24 protein-coding genes are annotated in these 25436 nt (G+C 43.7%); 21 read left to right on the forward strand and 3 right to left on the reverse strand.

The features are described from left to right. The first annotated feature begins 26 nt into the window (after nt 1-26). From ccoG to B158_RS13250, 17 genes are all read left to right on the forward strand, one after another. Nucleotides 27-1436 carry a cytochrome c oxidase accessory protein CcoG gene (ccoG, locus tag B158_RS0109865; protein ID WP_018625205.1) on the forward strand — a complete coding sequence of 470 codons (1410 nt, stop codon included), beginning with the start codon at nt 27-29 and terminating at the stop codon, nt 1434-1436. Nucleotides 1437-1451: 15 nt separating this feature from the next. Beyond that, complete coding sequence (locus B158_RS0109870) at nt 1452-1964, forward strand: FixH family protein (protein WP_018625206.1); 513 nt, start codon at nt 1452-1454, stop codon at nt 1962-1964. A gap of 1 nt (nt 1965) precedes the next feature. After that, nucleotides 1966-4410, forward strand: a complete 2445-nt coding sequence (locus tag B158_RS0109875) for a heavy metal translocating P-type ATPase (protein WP_018625207.1) — start codon at nt 1966-1968, stop codon at nt 4408-4410. A 2-nt stretch (nt 4411-4412) separates the two neighbouring features. After that, nucleotides 4413-4724, forward strand: coding sequence for a cbb3-type cytochrome oxidase assembly protein CcoS (gene ccoS / locus B158_RS13585; protein WP_018625208.1), 312 nt, complete (start codon nt 4413-4415; stop codon nt 4722-4724). Further along, nucleotides 4721-5449 carry a sulfite exporter TauE/SafE family protein gene (locus B158_RS0109885; protein ID WP_018625209.1) on the forward strand — a complete coding sequence of 243 codons (729 nt, stop codon included), beginning with the start codon at nt 4721-4723 and terminating at the stop codon, nt 5447-5449. The genes ccoS and B158_RS0109885 overlap by 4 nt, the downstream gene beginning before the upstream one ends. 273 nt (nt 5450-5722) lie before the next feature. Further along, nucleotides 5723-6730, forward strand: a complete 1008-nt coding sequence (locus B158_RS0109890; RefSeq protein ID WP_018625210.1) for an N-acetylornithine carbamoyltransferase — start codon at nt 5723-5725, stop codon at nt 6728-6730. 23 nt (nt 6731-6753) lie between these two features. Beyond that, nucleotides 6754-7965 (forward strand): argininosuccinate synthase, encoded by a 1212-nt coding sequence (locus tag B158_RS0109895; RefSeq protein ID WP_018625211.1) that lies wholly within the window; start codon nt 6754-6756, stop codon nt 7963-7965. Further along, the gene (locus B158_RS0109900; protein WP_018625212.1) at nt 7958-9097 is read left to right on the forward strand and encodes an acetylornithine deacetylase; all 1140 of its coding nucleotides are present in this window, start codon (nt 7958-7960) and stop codon (nt 9095-9097) included. The genes B158_RS0109895 and B158_RS0109900 overlap by 8 nt, the downstream gene beginning before the upstream one ends. Further along, complete coding sequence (locus tag B158_RS0109905; protein ID WP_018625213.1) at nt 9084-10406, forward strand: acetylglutamate kinase; 1323 nt, start codon at nt 9084-9086, stop codon at nt 10404-10406. Before B158_RS0109900 ends, B158_RS0109905 begins: the two co-directional genes overlap by 14 nt. Next, nucleotides 10403-11353 (forward strand): N-acetyl-gamma-glutamyl-phosphate reductase, encoded by a 951-nt coding sequence (gene argC / locus B158_RS0109910; RefSeq protein WP_018625214.1) that lies wholly within the window; start codon nt 10403-10405, stop codon nt 11351-11353. Before B158_RS0109905 ends, argC begins: the two co-directional genes overlap by 4 nt. Continuing rightward, nucleotides 11346-12650, forward strand: coding sequence for an argininosuccinate lyase (argH, locus tag B158_RS0109915; protein ID WP_018625215.1), 1305 nt, complete (start codon nt 11346-11348; stop codon nt 12648-12650). The genes argC and argH overlap by 8 nt, the downstream gene beginning before the upstream one ends. A 130-nt stretch (nt 12651-12780) precedes the next feature. Beyond that, entirely contained in the window at nt 12781-14157 is a 1377-nt protein-coding gene (gene hemN / locus B158_RS0109920) for an oxygen-independent coproporphyrinogen III oxidase (RefSeq protein WP_018625216.1), read from the forward strand. Between the two features lie 72 nt (nt 14158-14229). Further along, on the forward strand, nt 14230-14943 hold the full coding sequence (gene fnr / locus B158_RS0109925; RefSeq protein ID WP_018625217.1) for a fumarate/nitrate reduction transcriptional regulator Fnr: 714 nt from the start codon (nt 14230-14232) through the stop codon (nt 14941-14943). 45 nt (nt 14944-14988) lie between these two features. Then, entirely contained in the window at nt 14989-15585 is a 597-nt protein-coding gene (locus B158_RS0109930) for a Yip1 family protein (protein ID WP_018625218.1), read from the forward strand. Nucleotides 15586-15747: 162 nt separating this feature from the next. Then, nucleotides 15748-16509: a class I SAM-dependent methyltransferase gene (locus tag B158_RS0109935; protein WP_018625219.1), complete on the forward strand. Its 762-nt coding sequence runs from the start codon at nt 15748-15750 to the stop codon at nt 16507-16509. 285 nt (nt 16510-16794) lie between these two features. Beyond that, complete coding sequence (locus tag B158_RS0109940) at nt 16795-17214, forward strand: hypothetical protein (RefSeq protein ID WP_018625220.1); 420 nt, start codon at nt 16795-16797, stop codon at nt 17212-17214. Nucleotides 17215-17266: 52 nt separating this feature from the next. Continuing rightward, nucleotides 17267-17803, forward strand: coding sequence for a hypothetical protein (locus B158_RS13250; RefSeq protein WP_018625221.1), 537 nt, complete (start codon nt 17267-17269; stop codon nt 17801-17803). A 77-nt stretch (nt 17804-17880) separates the two neighbouring features. Here the strand turns inward: B158_RS13250 and hldE are convergent, their stop codons facing one another. Continuing rightward, entirely contained in the window at nt 17881-19299 is a 1419-nt protein-coding gene (hldE, locus tag B158_RS0109950) for a bifunctional D-glycero-beta-D-manno-heptose-7-phosphate kinase/D-glycero-beta-D-manno-heptose 1-phosphate adenylyltransferase HldE (RefSeq protein ID WP_026309353.1), read from the reverse strand. Between the two features lie 150 nt (nt 19300-19449). Here hldE and B158_RS0109955 point away from each other — a divergent pair, with 150 nt between their 5' ends. The 4 genes from B158_RS0109955 (at nt 19450) to B158_RS0109970 (ending at nt 23820) form a co-directional block, all read left to right on the forward strand. Next, nucleotides 19450-19740 (forward strand): hypothetical protein, encoded by a 291-nt coding sequence (locus tag B158_RS0109955; protein ID WP_018625223.1) that lies wholly within the window; start codon nt 19450-19452, stop codon nt 19738-19740. A gap of 145 nt (nt 19741-19885) precedes the next feature. Then, a complete protein-coding gene (gene rnr, locus B158_RS0109960; protein WP_018625224.1) occupies nt 19886-22300 on the forward strand; it encodes a ribonuclease R in 2415 nt (804 codons plus the stop codon). 72 nt (nt 22301-22372) lie between these two features. Next, nucleotides 22373-23113 carry a 23S rRNA (guanosine(2251)-2'-O)-methyltransferase RlmB gene (gene rlmB / locus B158_RS0109965; protein WP_018625225.1) on the forward strand — a complete coding sequence of 247 codons (741 nt, stop codon included), beginning with the start codon at nt 22373-22375 and terminating at the stop codon, nt 23111-23113. A 29-nt stretch (nt 23114-23142) separates the two neighbouring features. Further along, on the forward strand, nt 23143-23820 hold the full coding sequence (locus tag B158_RS0109970; protein WP_018625226.1) for a hypothetical protein: 678 nt from the start codon (nt 23143-23145) through the stop codon (nt 23818-23820). On the opposite strand, the gene B158_RS0109975 is transcribed toward B158_RS0109970, so the two are convergent. Then, nucleotides 23817-24746 (reverse strand): 5-oxoprolinase subunit C family protein, encoded by a 930-nt coding sequence (locus B158_RS0109975; RefSeq protein WP_018625227.1) that lies wholly within the window; start codon nt 24744-24746, stop codon nt 23817-23819. The genes B158_RS0109970 and B158_RS0109975 overlap by 4 nt on opposite strands. Next, nucleotides 24736-25434 carry a 5-oxoprolinase subunit PxpB gene (gene pxpB / locus B158_RS0109980; protein WP_018625228.1) on the reverse strand — a complete coding sequence of 233 codons (699 nt, stop codon included), beginning with the start codon at nt 25432-25434 and terminating at the stop codon, nt 24736-24738. Before pxpB ends, B158_RS0109975 begins: the two co-directional genes overlap by 11 nt. Nucleotides 25435-25436 lie beyond the last annotated feature (2 nt).

The raw sequence follows: 25436 nt of genomic DNA on the forward strand, positions 1-25436 counted from the left end.
TCCAAACATTAATACAGGTTTGAGCAATGAGTGAACAACACGATACTTACGTAGTAGGCGACGAACAGGATCTCTACGTAAAGCGAAAAAAAGTTTTTTCGAAGAAAGTATCAGGACGATTTAACAATCTCCGAGTCTTGTCTGTTTGGTTGTTGCTTGGCCTGTATTATGGTTTACCCTGGATTAGCTGGAACGGTCAACAGGCCGTTCTATTTGATCTGCCAGCTCGAAAATTTCATTTATTTGGTCTGACTTTTTTCCCACAGGATTTTATTTTCCTGACCTTGCTGTTAATTATCGCGGCAATGGCACTGTTCTTCTTCACAACCGTTGCAGGACGTCTCTGGTGTGGTTATGCCTGTCCGCAAACCGTGTGGACTGAAGTCTTTATCTGGATGGAGCGTTTAGCGGAAGGGGATAGAAATAAGCAGCTTAAGCTTGATAAGCAGCCGTGGAACTTTGAGAAAATTCGTAAGCGACTCTTTAAGCATAGTTTATGGATAGTCTTTGCGCTGTTTACCGGTTACACCTTCGTCGGATACTTCACACCGATTACAGAACTCACCGATAAAATTCTGACCTTAAGCACAGGTCCGTGGGAAACCTTCTGGGTTCTATTCTATAGTTTCGCCACCTGGGGCAATGCGGGCATGCTGCGTGAGCAGGTCTGTATTTATATGTGTCCTTATGCACGCTTCCAAAGTTCCATGTTCGACAAAGATACCTTGATCATTGCCTATGATGAACAGCGTGGTGAGCAGCGTGGTCCACGTAAAAAAGATATGCCCAAGGAAGAGTATGAAGCAAAAGGCTTAGGAGACTGTATTGACTGCATGCAGTGTGTTCATGTTTGCCCAACCGGTATCGATATTCGAGACGGATTACAGTATGAGTGTATTGCCTGCGCTGCCTGTATTGATGCCTGCGATGAAGTGATGGACAAGATGGGCTATGAACCAGGACTGATTCGCTACACCACGGAAAATCGTGATAATGGCAAAGAGGTCAAACTGATTCGCGGTAAGACCATAGGTTACGGTTCCATTCTAATATTGATCAGCTTAATTTTTGTCTTATCGGTATGGCTTCGCACACCGTTGGAATTGGATATCATCAAAGATCGAAACCGTTTATATTTGACCACTGCGGAAGGATTCATCGAAAATATTTATAACTTGCGAATCGTTAATAAGGACCAGCAGGCACATACCTATGCGATTGATATCACAGGTCATTCTGAATTGGTTTATCAGGGGCCGGAAACGATAACAGTGGCGGCAGGCGCTGTCATTACGGTTCCAGTTCGAGTGTCGATAGATCCTTTTAACTTAACGGGAACTACCGAAAAGCTAAACGTTCGCTTGCAAAGCGTGGATGATGAATCCATTGCTATCAACCAAGGAACCAATTTTATTGGTCCAGTTCAAAGACGCTAATCGCGCGGAATATCCATGAATCAAATGCAAGAACAAGATACTAAACCCTGGTACAAACAATTTTGGCCCTGGTTTGTTATTGCCATTCCAGCCAGCTCAGTGGTGACTGGAATTTTGTTGGTAACGATTGCAGTGAACAATCCAGCCAGTATGGTTAAAGATGATTATTACAAAGAAGGGCTGGCCATCAATCAGATCCTGGAAAAGCGGCAATTGGCCAAAGAGATGGGAATTCGAGCGGATGTTGATTTAAGTGGCACTCGACTAGAGATCATGCTTCAGTCTAAGCAACCTATTAATGACAGTTTGTTCCTTGATTTTCGTCATGCCACTTTGGCTGATCGCGATTTTTCACTGGCCTTAAAAAAGAATGCTAATGGCGTTTACTTTGCTGAACTGATGGCCGACGGTTCGACAAAAGATACTCAGGGAAAGTGGCACGTAACCTTGCGTCCTTATGGAGATGAATGGGAACTTGAGCAAATATGGACATTACCTACCAAGCGTGAATTGACCTTAGGTTATTAAGATGGACGCAAAAGTCCGTAGCGAGTGTTTTCATTGTGGTTTGCCAGTACCGGCAAATTATCATCAGACACTGGAAGTACTGGGCAAGGAACGCGAGTTTTGTTGCGTTGGCTGTTATTCCGTGGCAGAAACCATCGTTAGCAATGGACTCACTGACTATTATCAGTTTAGAACCGAACAGGCGATTCGTCCCGATCAGGAGTTGCCTCCCGAATTAGTGGCTTTTGATGAAGAAGATATTCAGGCTGAATACCGAGTATCTCAACCAGACTCAGCAACAACTGATCAACCTTCCTCAATTATTTTATTATCAGAATCCATCCGTTGTAGTGCCTGCGCCTGGCTGATCGAGCGAACCCTGAGAAAGATATCAGGCGTGACAGGAGTACAGGTTAATGTGGCCGCGCAAACGATTAACCTTCAATGGCAGCCTGAATCGATCGAGCTGAGTAAAATCTTAAAACGCTTACATCAGCTGGGTTATGCAGCGCTGCCTTATAAACCTGAGCAGGCTTTAGCCATTAATGTTAAGCAACAGAAAAGCTGGCTGCGCCGTTTAGGACTGGCGGGACTGGGCATGATGCAGGTGATGATGTATGCAGTCGGCTTATATCTCGGCGCGTGGGACGACATCAATCAACAGCATGGACACTTCTTACGACTGGTAAGTTTTTTGATTGCTACGCCCGTTTTATTTTATGCAGGGTTTCCATTTTATTTTAGTGCCATTCAATCATTGAGACAGCTGCGATTGAATATGGATGTGCCCATAACATTGGCACTTTTCCTTGCCTATGGAGCCAGTATCTGGGCTGTGCTGACTCAGAGCGGCGAAGTCTATTTTGATTCGGTCACCATGTTTGTGTTCTTCCTGTTAATCGGGCGCTACCTCGAGTTCAGAGCACGTCAGCAAGTGAGTGAAAAAGTCTACAAAGGGCAAAATAGCTTGCCAGTTTATGCCGAGCGGGTGAACATCAGTGAAACACAGGGCAAAATGGTGTCATTGAAAAAATTGCAGCAAGGCGATGAGATTTTGATTCGTCCTGGTGCCACAGTACCGATTGATGGTGAACTTATCAGCGAACAGGCTGAAGTCAATGAGGCCATGCTTAATGGAGAGTTTCTGCCAAGACAAAAACTTCAGGGACAGATGGTGATGGCTGGTAGCGTTAATACCCATCAGGCGATTCGGCTTAAAGTTTGTGGCACTTTAGATAATAGTTACTGGGCTAAATTATTAAGCATGCAGGAAGCAGCACTACTGGAAAAGCCACGCATCGGATTGCTGGCAGATACCGTTGCTCGTTATTTTGTTTTATTTATTTTGCTGCTGGCAGCGACTGTCGCATGGTATTGGCTGCGCCATGACCCACAGGAAGCGCTGTGGATTACGCTTTCAGTACTGGTGGTGAGCTGTCCTTGTGCACTGGGTTTGGCAACGCCGATCGCCATGACCTGTGGTGCACTGGCTCATAATCAACGGAACGTACTAATCAAAGGCCAGCATTTTCTGCAAAATACCAGCCACATTACGGATGTGATTTTTGATAAGACTGGAACTTTGACTGAAGGCGCATTTGTGGTCGATAAGGTGGAATTATTTTCAGAGCAAAGCAAGCAGGACGTTCTAGCTATTATCGCTGCGCTGGAGTCACAGTCGGAGCATCCAATTGCTCAGGCTTTCTACGAGTATCAAAATAATGAAGTAACTGCGACTGATATTAAGCATCACTCGTTTGCGGGCGTATCAGGCTCCATCAAGGGCGATACTTTCTATTTTGGTAATCGTCAATTTATTGAATCTTGTGGTGCTCAGTTTGAACAGGTTGAGTCTCAATCAGAAAATTCGGGTTTGTGGCTTTATGATGGTCAGAGACTTCTTGCTCATGTGCAATTAACTGATAAGGTTCGAGAGCAGGCTAAATCTATGGTCATGCAATTAAAATCGAAAGGTTATAGATTGCATATTCTAAGCGGTGATCCCAGCGAACAAACCGAACACTTGGCAAAGCAATTAGGTATTCAAAGCTGGGCAAACGGCATGACTCCCGAGCAGAAGCTGTCTTATGTCAAATCGTTGCAGTCCACAGGAGCGCGCGTAATGATGGTTGGTGATGGCCTCAATGACGCGCCAGTGATGTCTGCCGCTGATTCCTCAGTGGCGATGGCAAAAGCCTCCGATTTGACGCGCACCACTGCAGATTCTTACTTGTTATCTGAAAACTTACTGGACATTCCTTTTATCTTGCAGAAAAGTCGTCAGACTCAATCGGTTATTAAACAAAATATATCCTGGGCTTTGATCTATAACGCAGTGATGATACCGTTTGCTGCCATGGGCTATATACCGCCATACCTTGCCGCTATCGGCATGTCGCTTAGCTCCATAGTAGTGGTAGTCAATTCATTGAAGCTCAAACGTGAACAGAAGCAGGTTGTAAACTAATCATGGATGCCATTTATTTACTGATACCTCTGACTTTAATTTTCCTGGCAATCGCCGTTGGTATTTTCTTCTGGGCGGTTAATTCCGATCAGTATTCTGATCTGGATAAAGAGGCGAGTCGCATTCTATTCGAAGAGAAAAGGTTTGAAGAGAAATGTTTCGAAGAGAAAGGGTTTGAAGAGAAAGGGTTTGAAGAGAAAGGTTTCGAAGACGAAGAGTTTGAAGAGATAGGCTCCAAGGAGAAATTCTCTGAAAACAACACAGCAGATCAGTCTTCAAAAGAGAATAAAGAGCAATCAGGATCGAAGCAATGATTAGCGATCAGGTTTTAACCGCACTGGTATCAGCTTTTGCCATGGGCTTTCTGGGATCGACGCATTGCATCGGTATGTGCGGTGGCTTAACAGTTGCGCTCAATACCGGTACTGCCAAGGAAAAGTCATTGCGCCTGTCTTTCACTTACCAGATATTCCGAGTACTCAGTTACGGTATCCTTGGAGCTTTAGTTGGTGGCTTTGGCTATCTTTTTAGCAAGTGGACCAACTTTCCGGTCTTGATTGTTCTTGGCGGCATCATGCTAATCATGATGGGATTCTATCTCTTAAGCTGGCAAAACTTACTGATTTATTTTGAAAGTATCGGCCGTAAGGTGTGGAAGAAAGTCTCCCCAGTGCAAAGCCGTTTCTTACCCATCAAAAAGTTTCACCAGGCAGCTGTGGTCGGGTTGTTATGGGGCTTATTACCGTGTGGCTTAGTCTATAGCGCGCTGGCAATGGCCAGTACTTCGGGAACAGCAATCGGCGGATTTGCCAGTATGGTTGCCTTTGGACTTGGGACTTTACCAGCCATGTTCGCGGTAGGTGTGTTCAGTAACAAGCTGGTAAATTTCTTTCGCAACCCAAAGGTTCGCGCTGTATTCGGTTTGCTGTTCATACTCTGGGGAAGCTTTTATATTTATCAAGCAGTTACTAAGTTTTCGAGCGGTCAGGCTGGACACCAGCATCATCAGATGCAAACAGAAATGAGTCATGCCCACTAGAGTTTATGACTAAATAATTTTAAAAAAAGGTTTACACCCCACAAGTATCGTTGTAGATTTGCCTGCACTGAACAGCACTTTTAGTCAATTTTATACATGAAACATACTTTAGTTTTAACAGCACAATTACGACGTCGCAGCTTTCGTATTCGGAAGGCTGGGGTCTATAGCGCGTAAAAAAGTATGTAACTAGATTTTGAAACCCAGCCAACGGCTGGGTTTTTTTATGCCTGCATAAAAACCTGCCGCTGGCTCTGAGCGAAGGTATTTATTATGCAGCACTTTCTCACAACAGAGACCTGGTCGAAACCGAATCTGCAAAAGATTCTGGACTTTGCCAAAGATCTGAAACAATCACCGATCCAACCCTTATTAAAAAACAAAAGCATAGCACTGTTGTTTTTTAATCCTTCACTAAGAACGCGTACCAGCTTTGAAATTGGAATTGAACAGCTCGGAGGCCATGCAGTTGTATTGCAGCCGGGAAAAGATGCCTGGCCAATAGAGTTTGAGTTAGGTTCAGTAATGGACGGCGAAGCAGAAGAACATGTTAAAGAAGTTGCTCAGGTGCTTTCCAGTTATTGTGACCTTATTGCCATTAGAGCTTTTCCTAAGTTTGTGGATTGGCAAAAAGACAAGCTGGATACGTTATTAAATAGCTTCGCACAATATGCAAGCGTGCCAGTTATAAACATGGAAACAATCACTCATCCCTGTCAGGAACTGGCACACATTATGACCCTGCAGGAAAAACTTGGCGACCTGCAAGGAAAGAAATATCTTCTGACCTGGACCTATCATCCTAAACCTTTGAATACAGCAGTGGCTAATTCCGCACTGATGATCGCCAGCAAATTCGGCATGGATGTCACACTACTTTGCCCAACCGAAGAGTATGTGCTTGATGAGCACTATATGCAGTCGGCCCGGAGTAACTGCAGTCAGAATAATCAGAACTTAACGGTAACGCACAATATAGAAGAGGCCTATAGCGGTGCGGAAATTGTTTACGCCAAAAGCTGGGGGGCACTGCCATATTTTGGGCAGTGGGAAAAAGAAAAACTCATCCGAGATCAGTACAAACACTTTATTGTCGATGAAAAAAAGATGGCCATGACCAATCAAGGTCTCTTCAGTCACTGCTTACCATTAAGACGTAATGTTAAGGCCACGGATGCTGTTATGGACTCAGAGTATTGCGTTGCCATTCAGGAAGCTGAGAACCGTCTTCATGTTCAAAAATCATTAATGAATTTTTTAGCCAATCAACATTCCTCTTGAATGAATAGCCATAGGTAATAGTCATGAGTCAAAAGAAAGTCGTTCTAGCATTTTCAGGTGGTTTAGATACCAGTTTTTGTGTGCCATATTTGATGGATAAAGGATATGAAGTTCATACCTTGTTCGTAAACACAGGTGGTGTCGGTGATGATAAATGTCTTCACATTAAAGAACGTGCATTGCAATTAGGTGCTAAGCAGCACTGGCAAGTTGATGCGCAACAGATGTTATGGAATGAAATTGTAACACCGTTGGTTTGGGGGAATTCTAAATATCAGGGTCAGTACCCTCTACTCTGTGCGGATCGGTATCTTATTGTGAGAGAGTCGATCAAGCTTTGTCAGCAGTTGGGTACCAATGCGGTTGCGCATGGATGCACTGGCATGGGTAATGACCAAGTTAGATTTGATATTTCTATTAAAGCATTAGGTGACTATAAGATTTTGTCACCAATTAGGGATATTCAGCAGCAGGTAAAGGACGTAAGACAATATGAAATCGAGTATCTAATGCAGAAGGGTTTTGAAACCAGCTTGGAGCATAAAAAATACAGCATTAATGAAAATCTGCTTGGTGTAACCATTTCCGGTTCAGAAATTGATCAATGGCAGGAACCACAAGATGATACCTATTTTTTAACCAATCATTATCAAGACTTTCCAAAAGAACCGTTGAAGCTCACCATTGAATTTAAGCAAGGTGAAGCGGTCGCGATTAATGGTGAGTTTAAAACTGGCGTTGAGATCATGCAATCTCTTAATCAAAAGCTTGGAGAGTATGGTGTGGGGAGAGGCATCTATACCGGTGACACCGTCATTGGTCTAAAAGGACGTATTGTGTTTGAGGCTCCTGCGCTGTTTGGGTTACTCAAAGCACACCAGGCCTTAGAAGAAGTTGTACTGACGCAGCAGCAAAACCAGTTCAAACCAGTGGTTTCCGACAAATGGACAGAGCTGGTTTACAAAGGGTTTTATTTTGATCCTTTATGTCAGGGACTTCATCAGTTTCTGGCCTCAACTCAGCAGTATGTTAATGGCACGGTGGAGCTTTTAGTTTATTCAGGCCAGCTGCAGATCATAGCGATTAATAGTCCCTCGCTGCTGGTTAGTAAAGAAGCCAGTTACGCTCAGACTGCCAGTTGGGGAATTGAGCAAGCGGAAGGCTTCATCAAACTATTTAGTCATAGTACTGCCACCTGGGCACAGGTTAATCTTCAAGGTGGCAGCAATGAATAATTTCACAAACAAAAAAAATGTTAACTCGGATTTATTGCTGGAAAAAACTCTACTGCATCTTAAGGCATTAGTTGGATTTGATACCACCAACCCACCCAGGAAGATTGCCGAGTCAGGTATTGTTGAATATTTGTGTCAGCAGTTGAAAGATGCAAATGTTGAAGTTATGAACTATGGAGAGGGCTCCATTAATGTTTATGCAGTGAAAGGCAAGCCTAAATACCTATTTAACTTTCATATTGATACGGTTCCAGTTGCACTGGGTTGGGATAGCGATCCCTTTACACTAATCGTTAAACTGGGAAAAGCTTATGGCTTAGGATGTTGTGATACCAAAGGCGCGGCTGCCTGCTTTTTGGCGTGTGTTGAACAGGGATTGGATGATTATGCGGTTTTATTTTCTTCTGATGAAGAATATGGCAACAGCCTCTGTGTTAAATCTTTCTTACAGCAAACACATGACTATGATGGCGTCATCGTTGCAGAACCCACTCAATGCAAAGCGGTCTTGGCGCACCGCGGAGTAGCAACAGCAGAAATAACTTTTAAGGCAACAAGTGGTCACAGTTCAGAGGCAAGAGCGTTAAAAGATAATGCTATTCACCAAGCTGCGAGCTGGATGACACAGGCACTTGAGTGGGCAACAGCTGAGTTGCAGTGCAGCTTCGAAAATCTACAAGGCGTTTGTCTGAATCTAGGTAAGATCGAAGGTGGAATTAAACCTAACATTATTGCATCTGACGTCACTTTGCAGATGGGAATTAGGCCATTGCCTGGTGATGTGCCCGAGCAGAAACTACAAGAGATGGTTAGCTCAATTGAAATTAGTCAGCCGGTTACCGTAACCCCAAAGTTTATAGCACCTTCATTTCCTTCCACAAAGTCTAAGGAGCACTCTGAACATCCTAAAACTGATAATGAGGAACTAGCAAAAACATTAGGCTTAGAAGTCAGCCCTGCTGTTAACTTCTGGACCGAAGCTGCGCTTTTCTCAGAAGCTGGATATCAGGCGATTGTTTATGGTCCTGGCAATATTGATAAAGCTCATACTGCTAATGAGTGGGTGGCACTCAATGATCTAGAAACAGTTGTTACCAATTACTGGAGGATTCTTGGCAATGACAAATCATAAAGTCAAAGAAACCATCATACGATTACTTAATAATATGGGTAGCGAGAATGAAATCCGTAAATACCTGAAGCGGTTCTCCAGTAATGAAGGGATGAAATTTGCCATCATTAAAGTTGGTGGAGCCATTTTAAAAGATGACATAGATAACCTGGTGTCATCCTTATCGTTTCTACAGCAGGTCGGATTAACGCCAATTGTGGTGCATGGTGCAGGACCACAGCTCAATGAACAGCTGGAACAGGAAAGAATAGAGGCTCAATTTATTGAAGGTAAACGCGTAACCAATTCAGAAGTGCTTAAGGTGGCGCGCAAGGTATTCATTTCTGAGAATCATAATCTGGTCAACGCCTTAAAGAATACCGGGGTCGATGCCGCATCATTCTATTCAGGTGTTTTCGAGTGTGCTCTTGAAAGCGAAAGCCTAGGTTTGGTTGGCTCAATTCAATCAGTACATGCTCATGATTTGATTGAGAGTGTTAGAAATGGAGCAATTCCTGTAGTAAGTCCTTTAGGAGAAACAGAGCAAGGCCAAATAGTAAACATCAATGCAGATACGGCGACGCTTGCCTTAGCAAAAACCATCGAACCCTATAAGGTCGTTTTTTTAACTTCGACAGGCGGCATTTTGGATGCTGATGAAAAATTGATTCCAGCTATCAGTTTACAAAATGACTACCACTACCTTATGCAACAGAGCTGGTTGTATTCAGGAATGAAATTAAAGCTGCAACAAATTTATCAACTCCTAAACCATGTATCTAGTGCTACCTCGGTTTCAATCACCAAGCCCAGCCTGGTAGCAAAAGAGTTGTTTACCGACCGTGGTTCAGGAACCTTGGTCAACAAAGGTGAAAAGATTTATCAGTTTGATAACTGGCAAGAACTTTCAAAGGTTAAATTGACCAACTTAATTGAGTCATCTTTTGGCTATCATTTGCAACCAAACTATTTTCAAAAAACACAGCTACACAAAGCTTATGTTACTGAATGCTATAGAGCAGCAACCATAGTCACCAATGATTATGCCATCCCATATCTCGATAAATTTGTGGTGGAAGACTCAGCAAAAGGGGAGGGATTAGGTACCGCAGTCTGGAATAGGATGCTACTCGACAATCCACAGTTATTCTGGCGAGCTTCTGCTAATAATCCGATCAATAAATTTTACTTCTCTATGGCTGATGGTTTTATCCGTGGCAAGCTGTGGAATGTTTTCTGGCGTGGCATCAATGAACACTCATTGATTCATTCCTGTGTGCAACAGGCTATGAGCAGACCTCGCACTGTTATTTCAGGTGAATTGTCATGAGCACCGTAAAGAAAACATCAATTAGCGTTGCCATAGTTGGCGCCAGAGGCTATGTCGGTGATGAGTTGATCAAACTATTGAATCAGCATCCTGTTTTTGAATTAGAGTTAGCAGTGTCACGTAGTAAGCAAGGACAGCTTATCGATGGTTACAGCAAAAAAGAGCTGTATTATCAGGACGCGACACCAGAGCAAGTTGGCGAAGGCGAATATGACCTGATTTTCCTGGCACTACCCAATGGTCTGGCTCAACCCTATGTAAATGAAATTGATAAAACTTCCAGCCTGTCGGTGATTGTTGATTTAAGTGCCGATTACCGATTTGACAAGAATTGGCATTATAGCTTACCTGAGCTGAATCAAGTAACTGCACAAACTCGGATCAGTAACCCTGGTTGTTACGCTACCGCCATGCAGCTGTCACTAGCACCTCTGACTCCAGTTCTGGATGGTGCGGTGCATTGCTTTGGCGTGTCTGGATATAGTGGCGCGGGAACCAATCCGAGTGATAAGAATAATCCTGTACTGCTAGACAATAACCTTATTCCTTATCAATTGTCAGAGCATTTGCACGAAAAAGAAGTGAGTCTTCATTTGAGTACAGAAGTGAAGTTCACGCCTCACGTCGCCAGTTTCTTTCGAGGCATTTCCATGACGACTCATATAAGCTTACAGCAAACCATGTCGCTTAATCTTGTGATCGACCTGTTCCAAAAATTCTATCAAAAGCATCCATTGATTGAAGTGCGCGAGACTATTCCTCTAGTTAAAGACATTCAGGGCAAGGTCGGAGCAATTATTGGTGGATTTAAGCTTGATCGAAGCGGTAAGCATTTAGTTCTGTGCTGTGTTATCGACAACCTGCTTAAAGGCGCTGCGGTGCAGGCACTGCAAAATGCAAATCGTGCTTTTAATCTTAATTCTTTAGAGGCTATTAATTATGACTAAGCCAAAACAATTGTGGGCAACCAAAAATTCTGAAAAGAACGAGTTGCAACAGAGAGTCGAACAATTCATGTCCGGCCAAGATGTAATGCTTGATCACTATCTTTTTGAGTTTGATATTCAGGCCAGTAAAGTTCATGCACAAGGATTGCAACGTATTGATATTTTATCCCAGACTGAGCTTGATCAAATAACAGCAAGTCTGGATGAATTATTATCGCAATTTAAAAGTGGTAAGTTTGTTCTGGATCAATCATTCGAAGATGGGCATTCGGCGATCGAATACTTTTTGACTGAACAGCTGGGTGACCTTGGCAAGAAAATTCACACAGGTCGTAGCCGAAATGATCAGGTTATGGTGGCTACTCGGTTGTATTGTAAGCAGGCTTTAGTGGAGCTTAAACAAAGCTGCATCGACATTGCAAAAGCATGTTTAACTCAGGCAGAGCAGAATAAAAATAGCGTCATGCCGGGATACACTCATATTCAAAGGGCAGTGGTATCCAGCTGGGGATTATGGTTTGCCAGTTTTGCAGAGTCGTTTTGTGATAATGCTCTTTTGGTTCAACAGACCCTGGACTGGATTGATGCTAATCCATTAGGTACTGCCGCAGGCTATGGTGTTAATTTGCAGCTTGATAGAGATTACACCACTGAAGCTCTCGGTTTTGGCAGGATGCAAATCAATCCGATGTACGTGCAAAATAGCCGTGGTAAATTTGAGTTGCAGATTTTAATGGCTTTTAAGCAGGCAATGTTGGATATCAGGCGTTTGGCCTGGGATTTGAGCCTGTTTACCAGCGCTGAATTTAATCTGGTGAAATTACCCGATTTGTTTAGTACCGGCTCATCGATTATGCCGAACAAGCGTAATCCAGACACAGTAGAGTTGATGCGAGCGCAATATGCCAAGTTGGTCGGCGTCTTTAATGAAATTGAATCATTGTTATCATTGCCCAGTGGCTATCAGCGCGATCTTCAGAATACAAAGGCACCATTAATCAATGGCATAACGGAAGCTTTGTCATGTCTGGCATTAGTGCCTGAGCTGCTGTCAGGTATTGATATTTGTCATAGGAATTGTGAAAAAGCCATTGAGCCGGCAATGTTTGCTACGGATAAGGCGGTTGAGTTGGCTCGGGAGGGAGTTCCTTTCAGGCAAGCTTATCAGCAATTAAAAGACAATTATCAAGATCTTGCCAGTAGATCTCCGAACCAGTCCCTGGAGGAACGCGTTTCACCTGGTGCCTGTGCTAACTTAAAGTTATCTGAAATGGCTAATCGATTAGAAAATGTGTGAAAAATACATCTTTTTAACTGATTGAGATTATTGAATTAAATATGACTGAGGGCGGGTTGATCTAGATCAATCCGCTTGCTCATTAAATTGCCTATCCTGTATACATCGTAAAGTAAAACAGGTGAAAGTCATGCCTCAATCATCAATCTGGAACCGCGAACTTGTTGAAAAATATAACATCGCAGGTCCTCGCTACACTTCCTATCCGACTGCATTGCAATTCAGCGATGATTTTGGCGTTGAGGATTTTAAAAAGACATTAAAAACTTCAAATATTGGCAAGCCATTATCGCTCTATTTGCACATCCCTTTTTGTGAAAATATCTGTTACTACTGTGCCTGCAATAAAGTCATTACCAAAGACAAATCAAAAGCCGATCGCTACCTGGTCGCACTGGTTAAAGAAGCGGAAATGATCGCGCCTTATGTGAAAGGCCGTAAAGTTACACAGATTCACTGGGGTGGCGGTACGCCAACCTTCCTGTCAAACGAACAGATTGAAGGTTTGGTTAATAAATTAAGAGAACTGTTTGAGTTTGACGATGACAATGGAGAATTCTCAATTGAGATTGATCCACGAAGCGTGGACAACAAAACCATGGCCAGTCTGGCTCATGCAGGCTTTAATCGCTTAAGCATGGGTGTGCAGGATTTCAATCCTGAAGTGCAAAAAGCGGTAAATCGAATCCAGCCGGAAGAAGATACTCGCCATCTGTTATTACAGGCGCGTCGTCATGGCTTCGATTCAATCAATATCGATTTGATTTATGGTCTGCCACATCAGACGGTCGAAAGTTTTAATGAAACGATTGATAAAATTATCACTATGGCGCCAGATCGTTTGTCGGTATTTAACTACGCACACTTACCGCATCGCTTTAAGCCGCAACGTCGCATCAATGCATATGATTTACCATCGCCACAAGAGAAGCTGCGTATCCTTGAGTCTGCGATCAAAAAGCTGACTGAAGCGGGCTATGTTTACATCGGCATGGATCACTTTGCCTTACCACATGATGAGTTGACTCAGGCTCAGGAACATGGCGATTTGCATCGTAATTTCCAGGGCTACACCACTCACGCGGAATGTGACCTGGTGGGATTGGGTGTTTCATCCATCAGTCAGGTTGGCAATAGTTACAGCCAAAGCATGCGTGGCCTTGATGAGTATTACGAAAGAGTCGAAGCGGGTGAGCTGGCTGTATGGCGTGGCTGTTATCTGGAAGACGATGATCTGTTACGTCGTGAAGTGATTATGCAATTGATTTGTCACTTTAAACTGGATTTCAGTGATATCGAAAAAGCCTTTAATATCAACTTTAAAGAATACTTCGCCGAAGAGCTTGAGTCGCTGATTCGTTTCGAAGAAGATGGCCTGCTCAACCTGACGGATACTGGTATTCAGGTTAATGACGCAGGTAGATTGTTAATTCGTAACATTTGCATGGCTTTTGATGCATATTTCAAAGAAGTTAACATTATTCCGACGTATTCTAAAGCTATATAGATTCTCCTAAATTCGTTTGAAAAAAGGGCAGAATGTACTAAACTGGGATAAATTTTCAGGTGTGTGAATCTTATGGCGTTGCCATCAATTAAGTGTCAAAGTTGCAGTATCAACCAGTTATGTTTACCGGTGATGCTGGCCGAGTCCGAAGTAGAACATTTGGACAGTATTATTCAGCGCAAAAAGCCTCTCAATAAGAATGAGATGCTTTTTCGTTCTGGTGAAGAATTCCAGGCTATTTATGCAGTCCGTTCGGGCTGTATCAAGTCGTATACCATTTCCGAAAGTGGCGAAGAGCAGATCACTGGCTTTCATCTAGCCGGTGAAATCATTGGTCTTGATGCCATCAGTTCTGGAAAACATCCCAGTATGGCAAAAGCCTTGGAAACTTCGATGGTATGCACTATTCCATATCACAAGCTGGAAATGTTATCGGGCGAAATCCCTGGTTTGAGACAGCAGCTTGTACGCGTCATGAGTCGTGAAATTCATGATGATCAGGAATTAATGCTATTACTCAACAAGAAAAGTGCCGACGAGCGTCTGGCAGCTTTTCTGGTGAACCTATCCAGCCGCTTCGGCAAACGTGGTTTATCACGCACCTGTTTTAACCTGGTCATGACGCGTGGCGACATAGCTAACTATTTAGGTCTGGCAGTGGAAACTGTTAGCCGTCTTTTCACTAAGCTTCAACAAAATGGTTTGATTACAATAAAAGATAAAGAAGTGACGATTACCGATTTCAATCAATTGAACGTTCTAGCCGGGAGTAAGTGTCACCACTAAAGTCTAGAGACTAAAAAGAACCGGAAAGGACAAGGGGGCAGGGCAATGAAAAATCGTTTTAACGTTCTATATAATCCAGCAAAGGCCTGGGAGCAGTTAAGAGAAGAAAACTTTTCTGTTAAACAGGCTTATATACGAATGGTTATCTGGATGGCGTTACTGCCACCAGTTTTCGCATTTATTGGCGCAGTGTATAGCGGTTGGCGAATCGGCTACGAAGAGCCGGTCAAGCTGACCTGGCAAAGTGCGCTGACTATTTCAATCGCAGCCTATTTAGCCATTCTGGTCGGTCTTTACATTTTTGCCCGCCTGGTTCATTGGATGGCGCAAACCTACGATTCAAATGCGACGGTCAATGATGCTTTCGTACTGGTGGCCTATTCCTGCATGCCACTATTCCTTATCAGTATAACCAGTGCCTATCCATTATTATGGCTTAACACACTGCTGACCTTGGTTGCCGTTGCTTTAGCGTTGAGAATCCTCTTCGCAGGAACCCCAATCATGATGGGTATTGATAAAGACCGCGGTATTTTATTTACCAACTCGATACTCACAGTTGCCCTGGTACTGATTGTTGCAGTTCTTGCCATCAGTGTTATCTTCTGGGCCAACGGTATGGGCCCTGTCTTTACCCGTTAATAAACTTATAAGTTAGTAACGCAGCGATCGATATTCTTAAGTGGGTCTTCAGGACCCACCATAATACCTTTTGAAATTATTCAGCTTCCGCGCTATTCTAGGCCTTGTCGTCTTTGAAATAATGCAGGCGACATATCCAGGGGAATAGGAGTGGGGTATACGATGGAATCTGTATATAAAGGATTTAATTTCTCTTCAAATGCCGAAAACTATCGGCGCTATCGTCCGGACTATCCGGATGACCTTTTTCATTATCTGGCCATGTTAAGTGATAATCATGAAAACGCATGGGATGTGGCAACCGGTAATGGTCAGGCAGCTATTGGTCTCGCGCAGCATTTCACCAAAGTTTATGCCTCCGACATCAGCACCCGTCAGTTAGAAAACGCCCATCAGCGTAAAAACATTAAATACTTCGTGGGTAGTGCCGAACAATGTAAATTCCCCGATGAAAGCATGGATATCATCACCGTCGCCCAAGCCTTGCATTGGCTGGATATCGAAAAATTCTTTTCTGAAGCAAAACGAATCTTGCGTCCCGGTGGGATTTTAGCGGTTTGGAACTATCAGCTTCTGGAAATTAATCTAGAGGTCGATGCCGTAATCAGGCACCTTTATGGTCATGTGCTAGGCGACTATTGGCCTATGCAACGCAAAACACTGGAAAATCATTTCTCTGAATTCCAGTTCCCATTCCAGACCATACCTGCGCCAGACTTTAAAGTTGAAAAAACCTGGACCTTCGATCAAGTCATCGGCTACCTTAATAGCTGGTCAGCAACGCAAAATTATATTCAGCAGGAACAGAAAAACCCAATTAGCCAGTTGTCGCAAAAACTCATCTTCGCCTGGTGCGATACCAACCATATGAAAAAAGTGCGCTGGCCGATAAAACTTACTGTATGTCGTAAGCCAGAGAGTTAATCATCGTTGGATGATTTGCGTTGAAGTGAAAGGATTGTCATTCAGCAATAGTGACCAAGGGATATACCTTTAAGTGATGCGGTATCTGCCTTGCCCCCACCAACTTCCAACAAATTCTGTCATTGTCGGGCTTGACCCGACAATCCAGTGCTTTTAAAGCAGGTCTAAACAGATACCCGAGTCATTGAAGCCATTGAAATATCTCGAAACACGTCTATTATAAATTTAAATCATGAGATAAATTTTTATCTAGTCATAATTCTTTTGGTAAATAGGAACTAAACTATGCCGGACATAAGCTCAATATCAGTAGGATTGCAATCAATAAAAACAGCCCTCGACATCACAAAGGAGTTGAGAAGTATCAATTCTTCACTAAAAGATGCTGAAGTAAAATTAAAGCTTGCCGAATTAATAGAAGCATTATCTGAAGCCAAAATTCAGCTATCTGAAGCTCGGGAAGAGAATCAAGAGCTTAAAGAAACTATTAAAGCTTTAGAGAAGGAATTAAATAAAGAAAACGAGGTGGTTTTTAAGGAGAGCTTCTATTACTTAAAAGATTCAATTGAAGGAAAAGCTGGGGGACCTTTTTGTGCGAAGTGCTATAGTGACGAACATAAATTGATATTAGTTACTGAGCTACCCAAGCAATTCCAAGATTTTGGACGGTATAAATGCCCTAAGTGTGGGGACATAGGTGGCTAAAAAAGGTCAGAAACTTAAGGGTTAACAGTAGTATTTTGGAACATCATATGAGATGAAAGATATATATCCTGAGGTAATAGGTTATGGGGGTTGGGAGGCTGAAGATTTTGAGGAATATTACAAACGTTGGCCAGATGAATTAAAGACTATTCCTAAGTCTATCGTTGAACATTGGATTCATAGACATTGGCAAGATTTTCAAGATTGGATAGTTCTTAAACCTCATACTTGGAAGTTTGAGTTATGTGAATTCGATAATGAAGAAGTCCTAAAGGTTGATCACTTTGGAGATTGGCCGGAGACGTTTAATGGCTGGGGAAGAGAGTTAGTAGAGTTAAAGCCTAGAAGTGAAACATGGCTTGGGCAATATATGCTGGAGAATGGAACATCCCCAGAGCCCATTATCGTAGCAAAGAATTGCGGTCATGTAGTACATCCAAAGGGATTCAAAGATGACTATATGAAAGAACCATATCATTTAATAGAAGGTCACTTCAGAATTTCGTACTTATGGGGAATGATTCAAGCTAATCACCATACTCTCAAGAGTGAACACCAAGTTTGGCTAATTAGTATTCCAACTAGCTAATTATGATAGTTACCGTAACCTCGAAAGAGCAATCGAGACTTCGAGGTTTTGCTTTAGGGAGCTCTACAAACAGTAAACTACCCTCGCGCCTTTTCAATTATCTTCGTCGTCGAAACCCCATCCACAAAATCGAGAATGATCACTTGGCCACCGTTGTTCATAACGGCATCGCCGCCGGCAATTTGGTCAGGTTTGTAATCGCCACCTTTGACTAAAATGTCGGGAAGGCATTCTCCAATGAGTCGTGCTGGGGTGTCTTCGTTAAACTCAACAACCCAATCGACGCTGGCAAGTCCGGCGAGGACTTCCATGCGTTGGTCAACAGGATTCACCGGTCTACCTTCGCCTTTAAGCCTGCGTACAGAGTCGTCGCTGTTGACGGCAACTATCAGTCGATCACCAAGCGCGGCGGCTTGTTTGAGGTAGGTGACGTGGCCCGCATGCAAAATGTCGAAACAGCCGTTGGTCATTACGATGGTTTCGCCGCTGGCCTTGGATTTCTGAAGCAACTCCAATAACTCTGACTCACTGACCACACCTTGCGATAGTGGCTGATGTTGCAACATGACGTTGAGCAGTTCCTGACGGGTGGCGGTTGCGGTGCCCAGTTTGGCGACTACAATGCCAGCGGCAAGATTGGCTATCTGGGTTGCGGTTTTAAGGTCAAGACCACTTGCGAGGCTGGTGGCCAGAGCCGCAACAACGGTGTCACCCGCACCGGTCACATCAAAGACTTCACGTGCCTGAGTGGGTTGTAAAAATGGCTCATGACTTTCTTCGAACAGGGCCATGCCTTTTTCGCTACGAGTCACTAATAATGCATCGAGCTGCAAGGCTTCTCTTTGTGTTTGACCTTTGCTTAGGAATTCTTCCTCATTAGCGCTACTACCAGCAATTAAATCAAACTCAGACTGATTCGGCGTTATGACGGTGGCATTCTGGTATTTAGAGAAGTCTGAACCTTTGGGATCAACCACGACCGGTTTGCCTGCTTTTCTGGCAGCCTGAATGATCGACTGAGGATCCTGCAGAGTGCCTTTGCCGTAGTCTGACAATACGATTAAGTCATGTTGGCTGATAAGGTCTGCGGCCAGTTCAAGGTTCACCCCTGACTGTAGTGAAAAGTCTTTTTCGAAATCAAGGCGAATCAGTTGTTGGTGACGGCTGATGATTCGCAGTTTTGTGATAGTGTTCTGGTGTGCTCTTTGATCAAAGGCACACTGGATATTATGACCATCGAGCAATTTGCTGAGACTGTCAGCAGCTTCGTCCTGACCCGTGATGCCACATAAGGTCACCTGACTGCCCAACGCTGAAATATTAAGTGCTACGTTGCCTGCGCCCCCAGCTCTATCTTCGGTTTCCTGCACATTGACTACGGGCACCGGCGCTTCCGGGGAAATACGTGAAGTCCCTCCATGCCAGTAGCGATCCAGCATAATGTCGCCAATTACTAAAATCTTTGCTTTGGAAAAGTCAGGTAGCGTTACTTTCAAGGGGCAAACCCAGTCATTGCTTGATGTTGCGGTAATAATACCCATTTGTGAGCAGGCATGTAAGAGTTAATCAGAAAATTGTGAAGAGTGTATTTGCGGAGTCTAGTGGTTGGGCTATAGTAACTTCATACACAAAACTGGAGATATGCGATGAAAGTATTGATTCAATGTTCAGTAATATCGTTAGTGAGTTTGACTCTATTAGCCTGCGCTGGAGCGCCAAAGAAAGAAAGTGCTTCAACCTGCCGTGCTGCACTAGATGTAGCCTATGAAGAGCTTAGCTTTGCTGAAAGCGAAGGGTTCGCAGGTAGCGTGAACTACACCAAGGCAGCCAGTTTATTGACCGCGGCTAAAACCAATCAAACCTTTGAGTCGTATGATGCTTGCGTCAAAAATGCGACCAAGGCTCGATACTACATTGCCGAGTCGAAGAAAGGTTAGTCTGTAGACCATCAGTATCAAAGGCGACTTTAAGTCGCCTTTTTGCTATCTGGAGATATTCATTGGGATTGATTGGCCTTGCTTCGGATAACCGTTACAATGGCTTAGAGCTATTATTTGATAGCTCTGTAACTAGGAATACTCTATGTCAAAAAGAAAGAATCAGGACCCTCAAGCTGAGCTAGAAGCCCAGCGTTATCAAAACCCTATCGCAAGCCGTCAGTTTATTCTGCGCCAGCTAGAAGAGGCCAATGAGCCTGTCTCTTTGGATCAGCTGGCTAAGCGATTAGAGATGAAGGAGCCTGAACAGGTCGAAGCGTTACAGAAACGCTTAAACGCCATGGAGCGTGATGGCCAATTAATTTGTAATCGAAAAGGGCGTTATTGCCTGGTAGATGCTACTGATCTGGTGCGAGGCAAAGTACTGGCGCACAGAGATGGCTACGGCTACCTGGCGCTGGAAAAAGGTGGTGATGACTGGTATTTGTCACCACGAGAAATGCAGACCGTTTTTCATGGCGATAAGGTTCTCGCACGAGTGCGTAATGTTGATCGTCGTGGCCGCACCGAAGGCGCAATTGTTGAAATTCTTGACGGCTCAACCAGCCACATCGTCGGCCGCCTGCACGAAGAAAACGGAATGAAGTTTGTCACTTCAGAAGATCCACGAATTTTACATGACTTAATCATTGCTCCTGACGACTGCATGAATGCAGAAATCGGTCAGGTCGTTGTTGCACAAATTGTGCAAAGACCAAAACGTAATCAACACGCACGTGGCATCATCACCGAAGTTCTAGGTGACTATTTATCTGCCGGAATGGAAATCGAAATTGCCATTCGTAATCATCAAATCCCACACGAATGGCCTGATGATGTGCTGTCGGAAGTGGGTGAGTTACCAGTTGATGTTAGCGAAAAAGACTGGCAGGGTCGGGTTGATTTACGTCAGTTACCATTGGTCACCATCGATGGTGAAGATGCACGCGACTTTGATGATGCGGTGTATTGTCGTCGCAAGGCGAAAGGCGGCTGGACTTTATGGGTGGCGATTGCTGATGTCAGTCATTATGTTCGTCCCGGATCAGCGTTAGATCAGGAAGCGCTTGAGCGCGGTAATTCGGTTTACTTCCCAGAATTTGTGGTGCCGATGCTACCAGAGTTATTATCCAATGGACTGTGCTCATTAAAGCCCAAAGTAGACCGCCTGTGCATGGTAGCCGAGATGTCTTTAACGGCAACTGGTCAAGTGACGGCCTCTAAATTCTACCCAGCAGTGATGCATTCTCATGCCCGATTTACATATGACAAAGTATGGGGCATCTTAAGTGGCGACGAAGCCTTACAAAAAGAATATGCTCCATTAGTTGGTGACCTAAAAGAACTGCACGAATTATTTAAAGCCAGACTCAAGTTAAAAGAAGCCCGTGGTGCCATTGAGTTTGAAACCACTGAAACGCAAATTATCTTCGATGAAAATAAAAAGATTGAGAAAATTGTTGGCCGAGTCAGAAATGATGCCCACAAGATTATTGAAGAATGCATGATCTGCGCCAATGTGGCAGCGGCTGAGTTTATTGAGAAATATGAGAAGCCGGGTGTGTACCGAGTGCACGAGGGGCCGTCCGAGGAACGTCTGGAAAAGTTCAGAGCGTTTTTGGGTGAATTAGGAATCTTCCTGTTTGGCGGCTCAACACCAGAGCCCCGTCACTATCGTGAGTTGCACGATGCGATCGCTGAACGCCCGGATCAAGAACTGATTCAAACCATGATGCTGCGTTCAATGATGCAGGCGGTATACAGTCCTGATAATCAGGGACACTTTGGTCTGGCGTTTGACTCCTATACCCACTTTACGTCACCTATTCGTCGTTATCCTGACCTATTAGTTCACCGCATTATTAAGTCAATTCTGGCGCGTGAATTTGATATGGCCGGTACTGATGGTGGGCTAGGGTACGAAGAAAAAGAGCTGGTTACATTTACCGAGCATAGCTCCATGACCGAGCGTCGGGCTGATTTAGCAACGCGTGATGTGGTTGACTGGCTTAAGTGTGAATACATGCTGACCCGTGTTGGCGAAGAGTATTGGGGCACCATTTCCAGTGTCACCAGTTTCGGTATTTTCGTAGCACTCGATGAACTATTCGTCGAAGGTCTGATTCATATCAGTGAGCTGGGTGATGATTATTATCACTTCGATGCCTTGAAGATGCGACTGATTGGCGAGCATAAACGTCAGTCTTATCGTGTTGGCGACCGGGTTAAGATTAAAGTTGCCAATGTCGATATGGAGCAGCGAAATATTGATTTTGCGTTAATTGAGCGTGAGTACGTTAAACGTGAAGAACCCAAGGGACAGGAACGAAAAAAACTCTACGCTAAAGCAAAAAAATCAGGCTCTCTAAGTGGTGACGGAAAAAAAGGAAAAGACGGTAAGAAACGCCGTGATTACCGAAAGGGCGCAAGTAAAGGTGCTAAACCTGAGTCCGGTAGTGCTAAGAAAGGGGCGAAGAATACCAAACCTAAGCGTGGTAAAAACGGTAAGAAAAAACGTTAATTTACTCTTTATAAAAAGAGTTACAAAGACAGTTATAGAAAAGTTACAGCAAGAGAATAGAAAGAGTATCCAATGTCAGAATTAGTGTATGGCCTTCATGCCGTTGAAGTTTTATTAAAGCGCAGTAGTGAGCGAGTTGAACGACTGTATATTCAAAGTAATCGTCATGATCAGCGTTCGCATAAAGTGGTCAAGCTTGCGCAGGATAAAAACATCCCCGTCATTCAAAAAGATCGTGATGAGCTGGATGAAATGACCGACCAACGTCACCAGGGCGTAATTGCGGTGTGTCGTCCTGAAAAGAAAAAAAGCTTTCATGAAAAGCATATCCCAGAATTGCTCAATCAAATTGATGAAGCGCCACTTATTCTGATCCTTGATGGCGTGACCGATCCGCATAATCTTGGGGCTTGTTTACGAAGTGCCGATGCCGCCGGAGTACACATGGTTATTGCTCCCAAGGATAATGCTGCCAGCATTACCGATGTGGTGCGTAAAGTTGCCTGTGGTGCGGCAGAAACCGTTCCATTTATCCCTGTAACCAATCTAGTTCGAACCATGAAGCAGTTACAGGAGGCAGGAGTCTGGATTGCAGGAACCGCTGGTGAAGCAGAGCAGGATATCTATCAGGCCAATCTAAAAGGCCCATTGGCCATTGTCATGGGAGCTGAGGGCGAGGGTATGCGTCGTCTGACTCGTGAAAACTGTGACTACCTGATTAAAATCCCTATGGCTGGCGAAGTGTCCAGTTTAAATGTCTCGGTAGCTACTGGAGTAACCTTATTTGAGGCGGTGCGACAAAGATTAAAGTAATTGTATTAATTGAAGGGAAGGAAATAATAATGAATAAAGTTGTTTATGTTTTATTGGGTTTATCTTTAGCGGCAAATGGTTATTTCTTAATAAATAACGACGCGCAAAAAGAAAAAGTGATCGTTAAAGAAGTCACTACACAAAAAGTTAAAGCTAAAGCCGGAGCTGAAGAAAAAATTGAAAAGCAAGAAGTAGCCAAGGAAGTCGAAAATATCAATCAAGAACAATTATATCTTGATAAAATTGCTGAACTTGAAAGTGAAATTGCACTGCTAAAACAACAGCAAGCTGATGCGTCCTCAAAACCGACTGGTGCAATAACTTTTAAAACAAGCAAGGCGATGGATAAAGAGTTGGTGGAAAAGCTCAGACTGGATATGAACCAACCAAAGGAGGACTTTGACAAAGAATCTGTTGATCCTGCATGGGCATTTAAGCACCAAGATGAAGTTTATGAGTTATTTGCCAATTCCGACATTACCAATCAATTAAATCTTAAAGATGTTACCTGTAAAACAACTGTCTGCAAAGTCACGCTGGAAACCTTTGATGATAAGCAGTCCAGTAGAATGATGGCAATGATGGATGCTTCTCAATTATTCGATAGCAGTGATTTGTTAAAGAACTTAAGTAACCAAGCCACTTTTGATGAGGAAACAAATGAAATCTTTATGTATCTGTATCAAGAAGATGAAGAGTCAGATTAAACACCGAGTAATTGCTTCATCAAGTTTGTTTTTGCTTTAAACAAGTCAATCGCATCTTCAACATCTATCTTCTGAAAGCTAATCGAGTCATTAGCTTTCAGTTGTCCTAAAATTGGTAAATCTGCTGTGATAACCTGTCCAATTCTCGGATAACCACCGGTTGTTTGGCCATCAGCTAACGTAACGATAGGTTGGCCATCAGGAGGAATCTGGATAGTGCCGGGCGTGATAGGGACGGTGGTCATCGACAAAGGCATTTCTGTTTTTATAGCTTCGCCCTTCAAGCGCATTCCCATACGATTACTTTGGCTGGTGACCTGGTAGGCTGTTTGAAGAAATTGTTGCTTCATATCTTTAGAAAAGCATGACCATTCTCTGCCTTCATTAAAACGTATTTGATAATTATCGCTGAACTGAAGTTGGAGTCCTTTTGGGGTTTTTCTGGTTTTGGGAATAACGATGTTGGTTAATGGAATCGTGTCATTATTCTTAAGGGCTTTTCCTTCATAACCCCCAAACTGAGCCATTAAGTTTGTTGAGTAACTTTCCATGATTTTGGGCATATCTGGTTCTGCAGAAAACGCCAGATAAGCTCTGGCGCCATTGACTAACTTACCAAAGGTTAACCGTTCCCCTTTGTTTACCAAAAGTGTCTGATGCATATCCACTGGTAAATCATCAATCGAAAGTTCGAAGTGAGCTCCCGTCACAGCTATGGCCATGTCCTGAGTGAATTCAATAACTGGGCCAGCCTGGGTTATTTCAAGACAAGCTGAGTTCAAGGGTTTGCTGACTAGCCAGTTGGCGATTTGCAGACTAACTGGATCAAGAGCGCCATTATTGGGAATTCCAAACCGTCTAAAACCTGGGCGCCCCAGATCTTGCAGGCTGGTTTGCAGGCCAGCTTTGATGAAGTTAATACTCATTCGCTGGCCTCGTAAGTTGTTCGAACTCTTCATAGCTAATTGGTACGAAGCGCGCTTTGTCCAATGGATTGGCAACAGATGGTGGTGACTTTGTGACATCCAACATTGCCATAGGAGTGCGGCCTATGATTTGCCAACCACCAGGGCTGGCAATCGGGTAGACACCTGTTTGGCTGCCTCCAATACCAACAGAGCCAGCTTCGATTTTGGTACGTGGGTTATCGAGGCGAGGGCAGTGCAGTCGCTCATCAAGACCACCTAAATAAAGAAAACCTGGCAGGAAGCCAAGCATATAAACCGTATAGTCCTGGCTGCTGTGGGCTTCAATCAATTCTGCTACGGACATGCCGCAGTACGCTGCAACATGCTCGATATCATTAGCAACTCTTTTGTCGTAGCAGACTGGGATTTCGATGGTTCGACTATTGCTGGCATCTGCTGGTTTTGCTTTCTCGATTGCTTTATGTATTTGAGACGAAGCATGTTCCGGCTGAAACTCTAGCGGTTCAAAAATTATGAGTAGAGTGTTGTAGGCAGGAACTAATTCGATAAATCCTGTTGGTGGACTTTGCTCAATAGATTCAGCGACGCCTAGAATGTAACGTAAAAGGTCTTCTGAAATATCACCATTAAATTCGATAAGAATAGAATGGTCACTGTTGATGAAGAGTTGGTAATTAAATGGCATGA

The organism is Kangiella aquimarina DSM 16071, assembly GCF_000374105.1.
Taxonomy (GTDB): Bacteria; Pseudomonadota; Gammaproteobacteria; order Enterobacterales; family Kangiellaceae; genus Kangiella; species Kangiella aquimarina.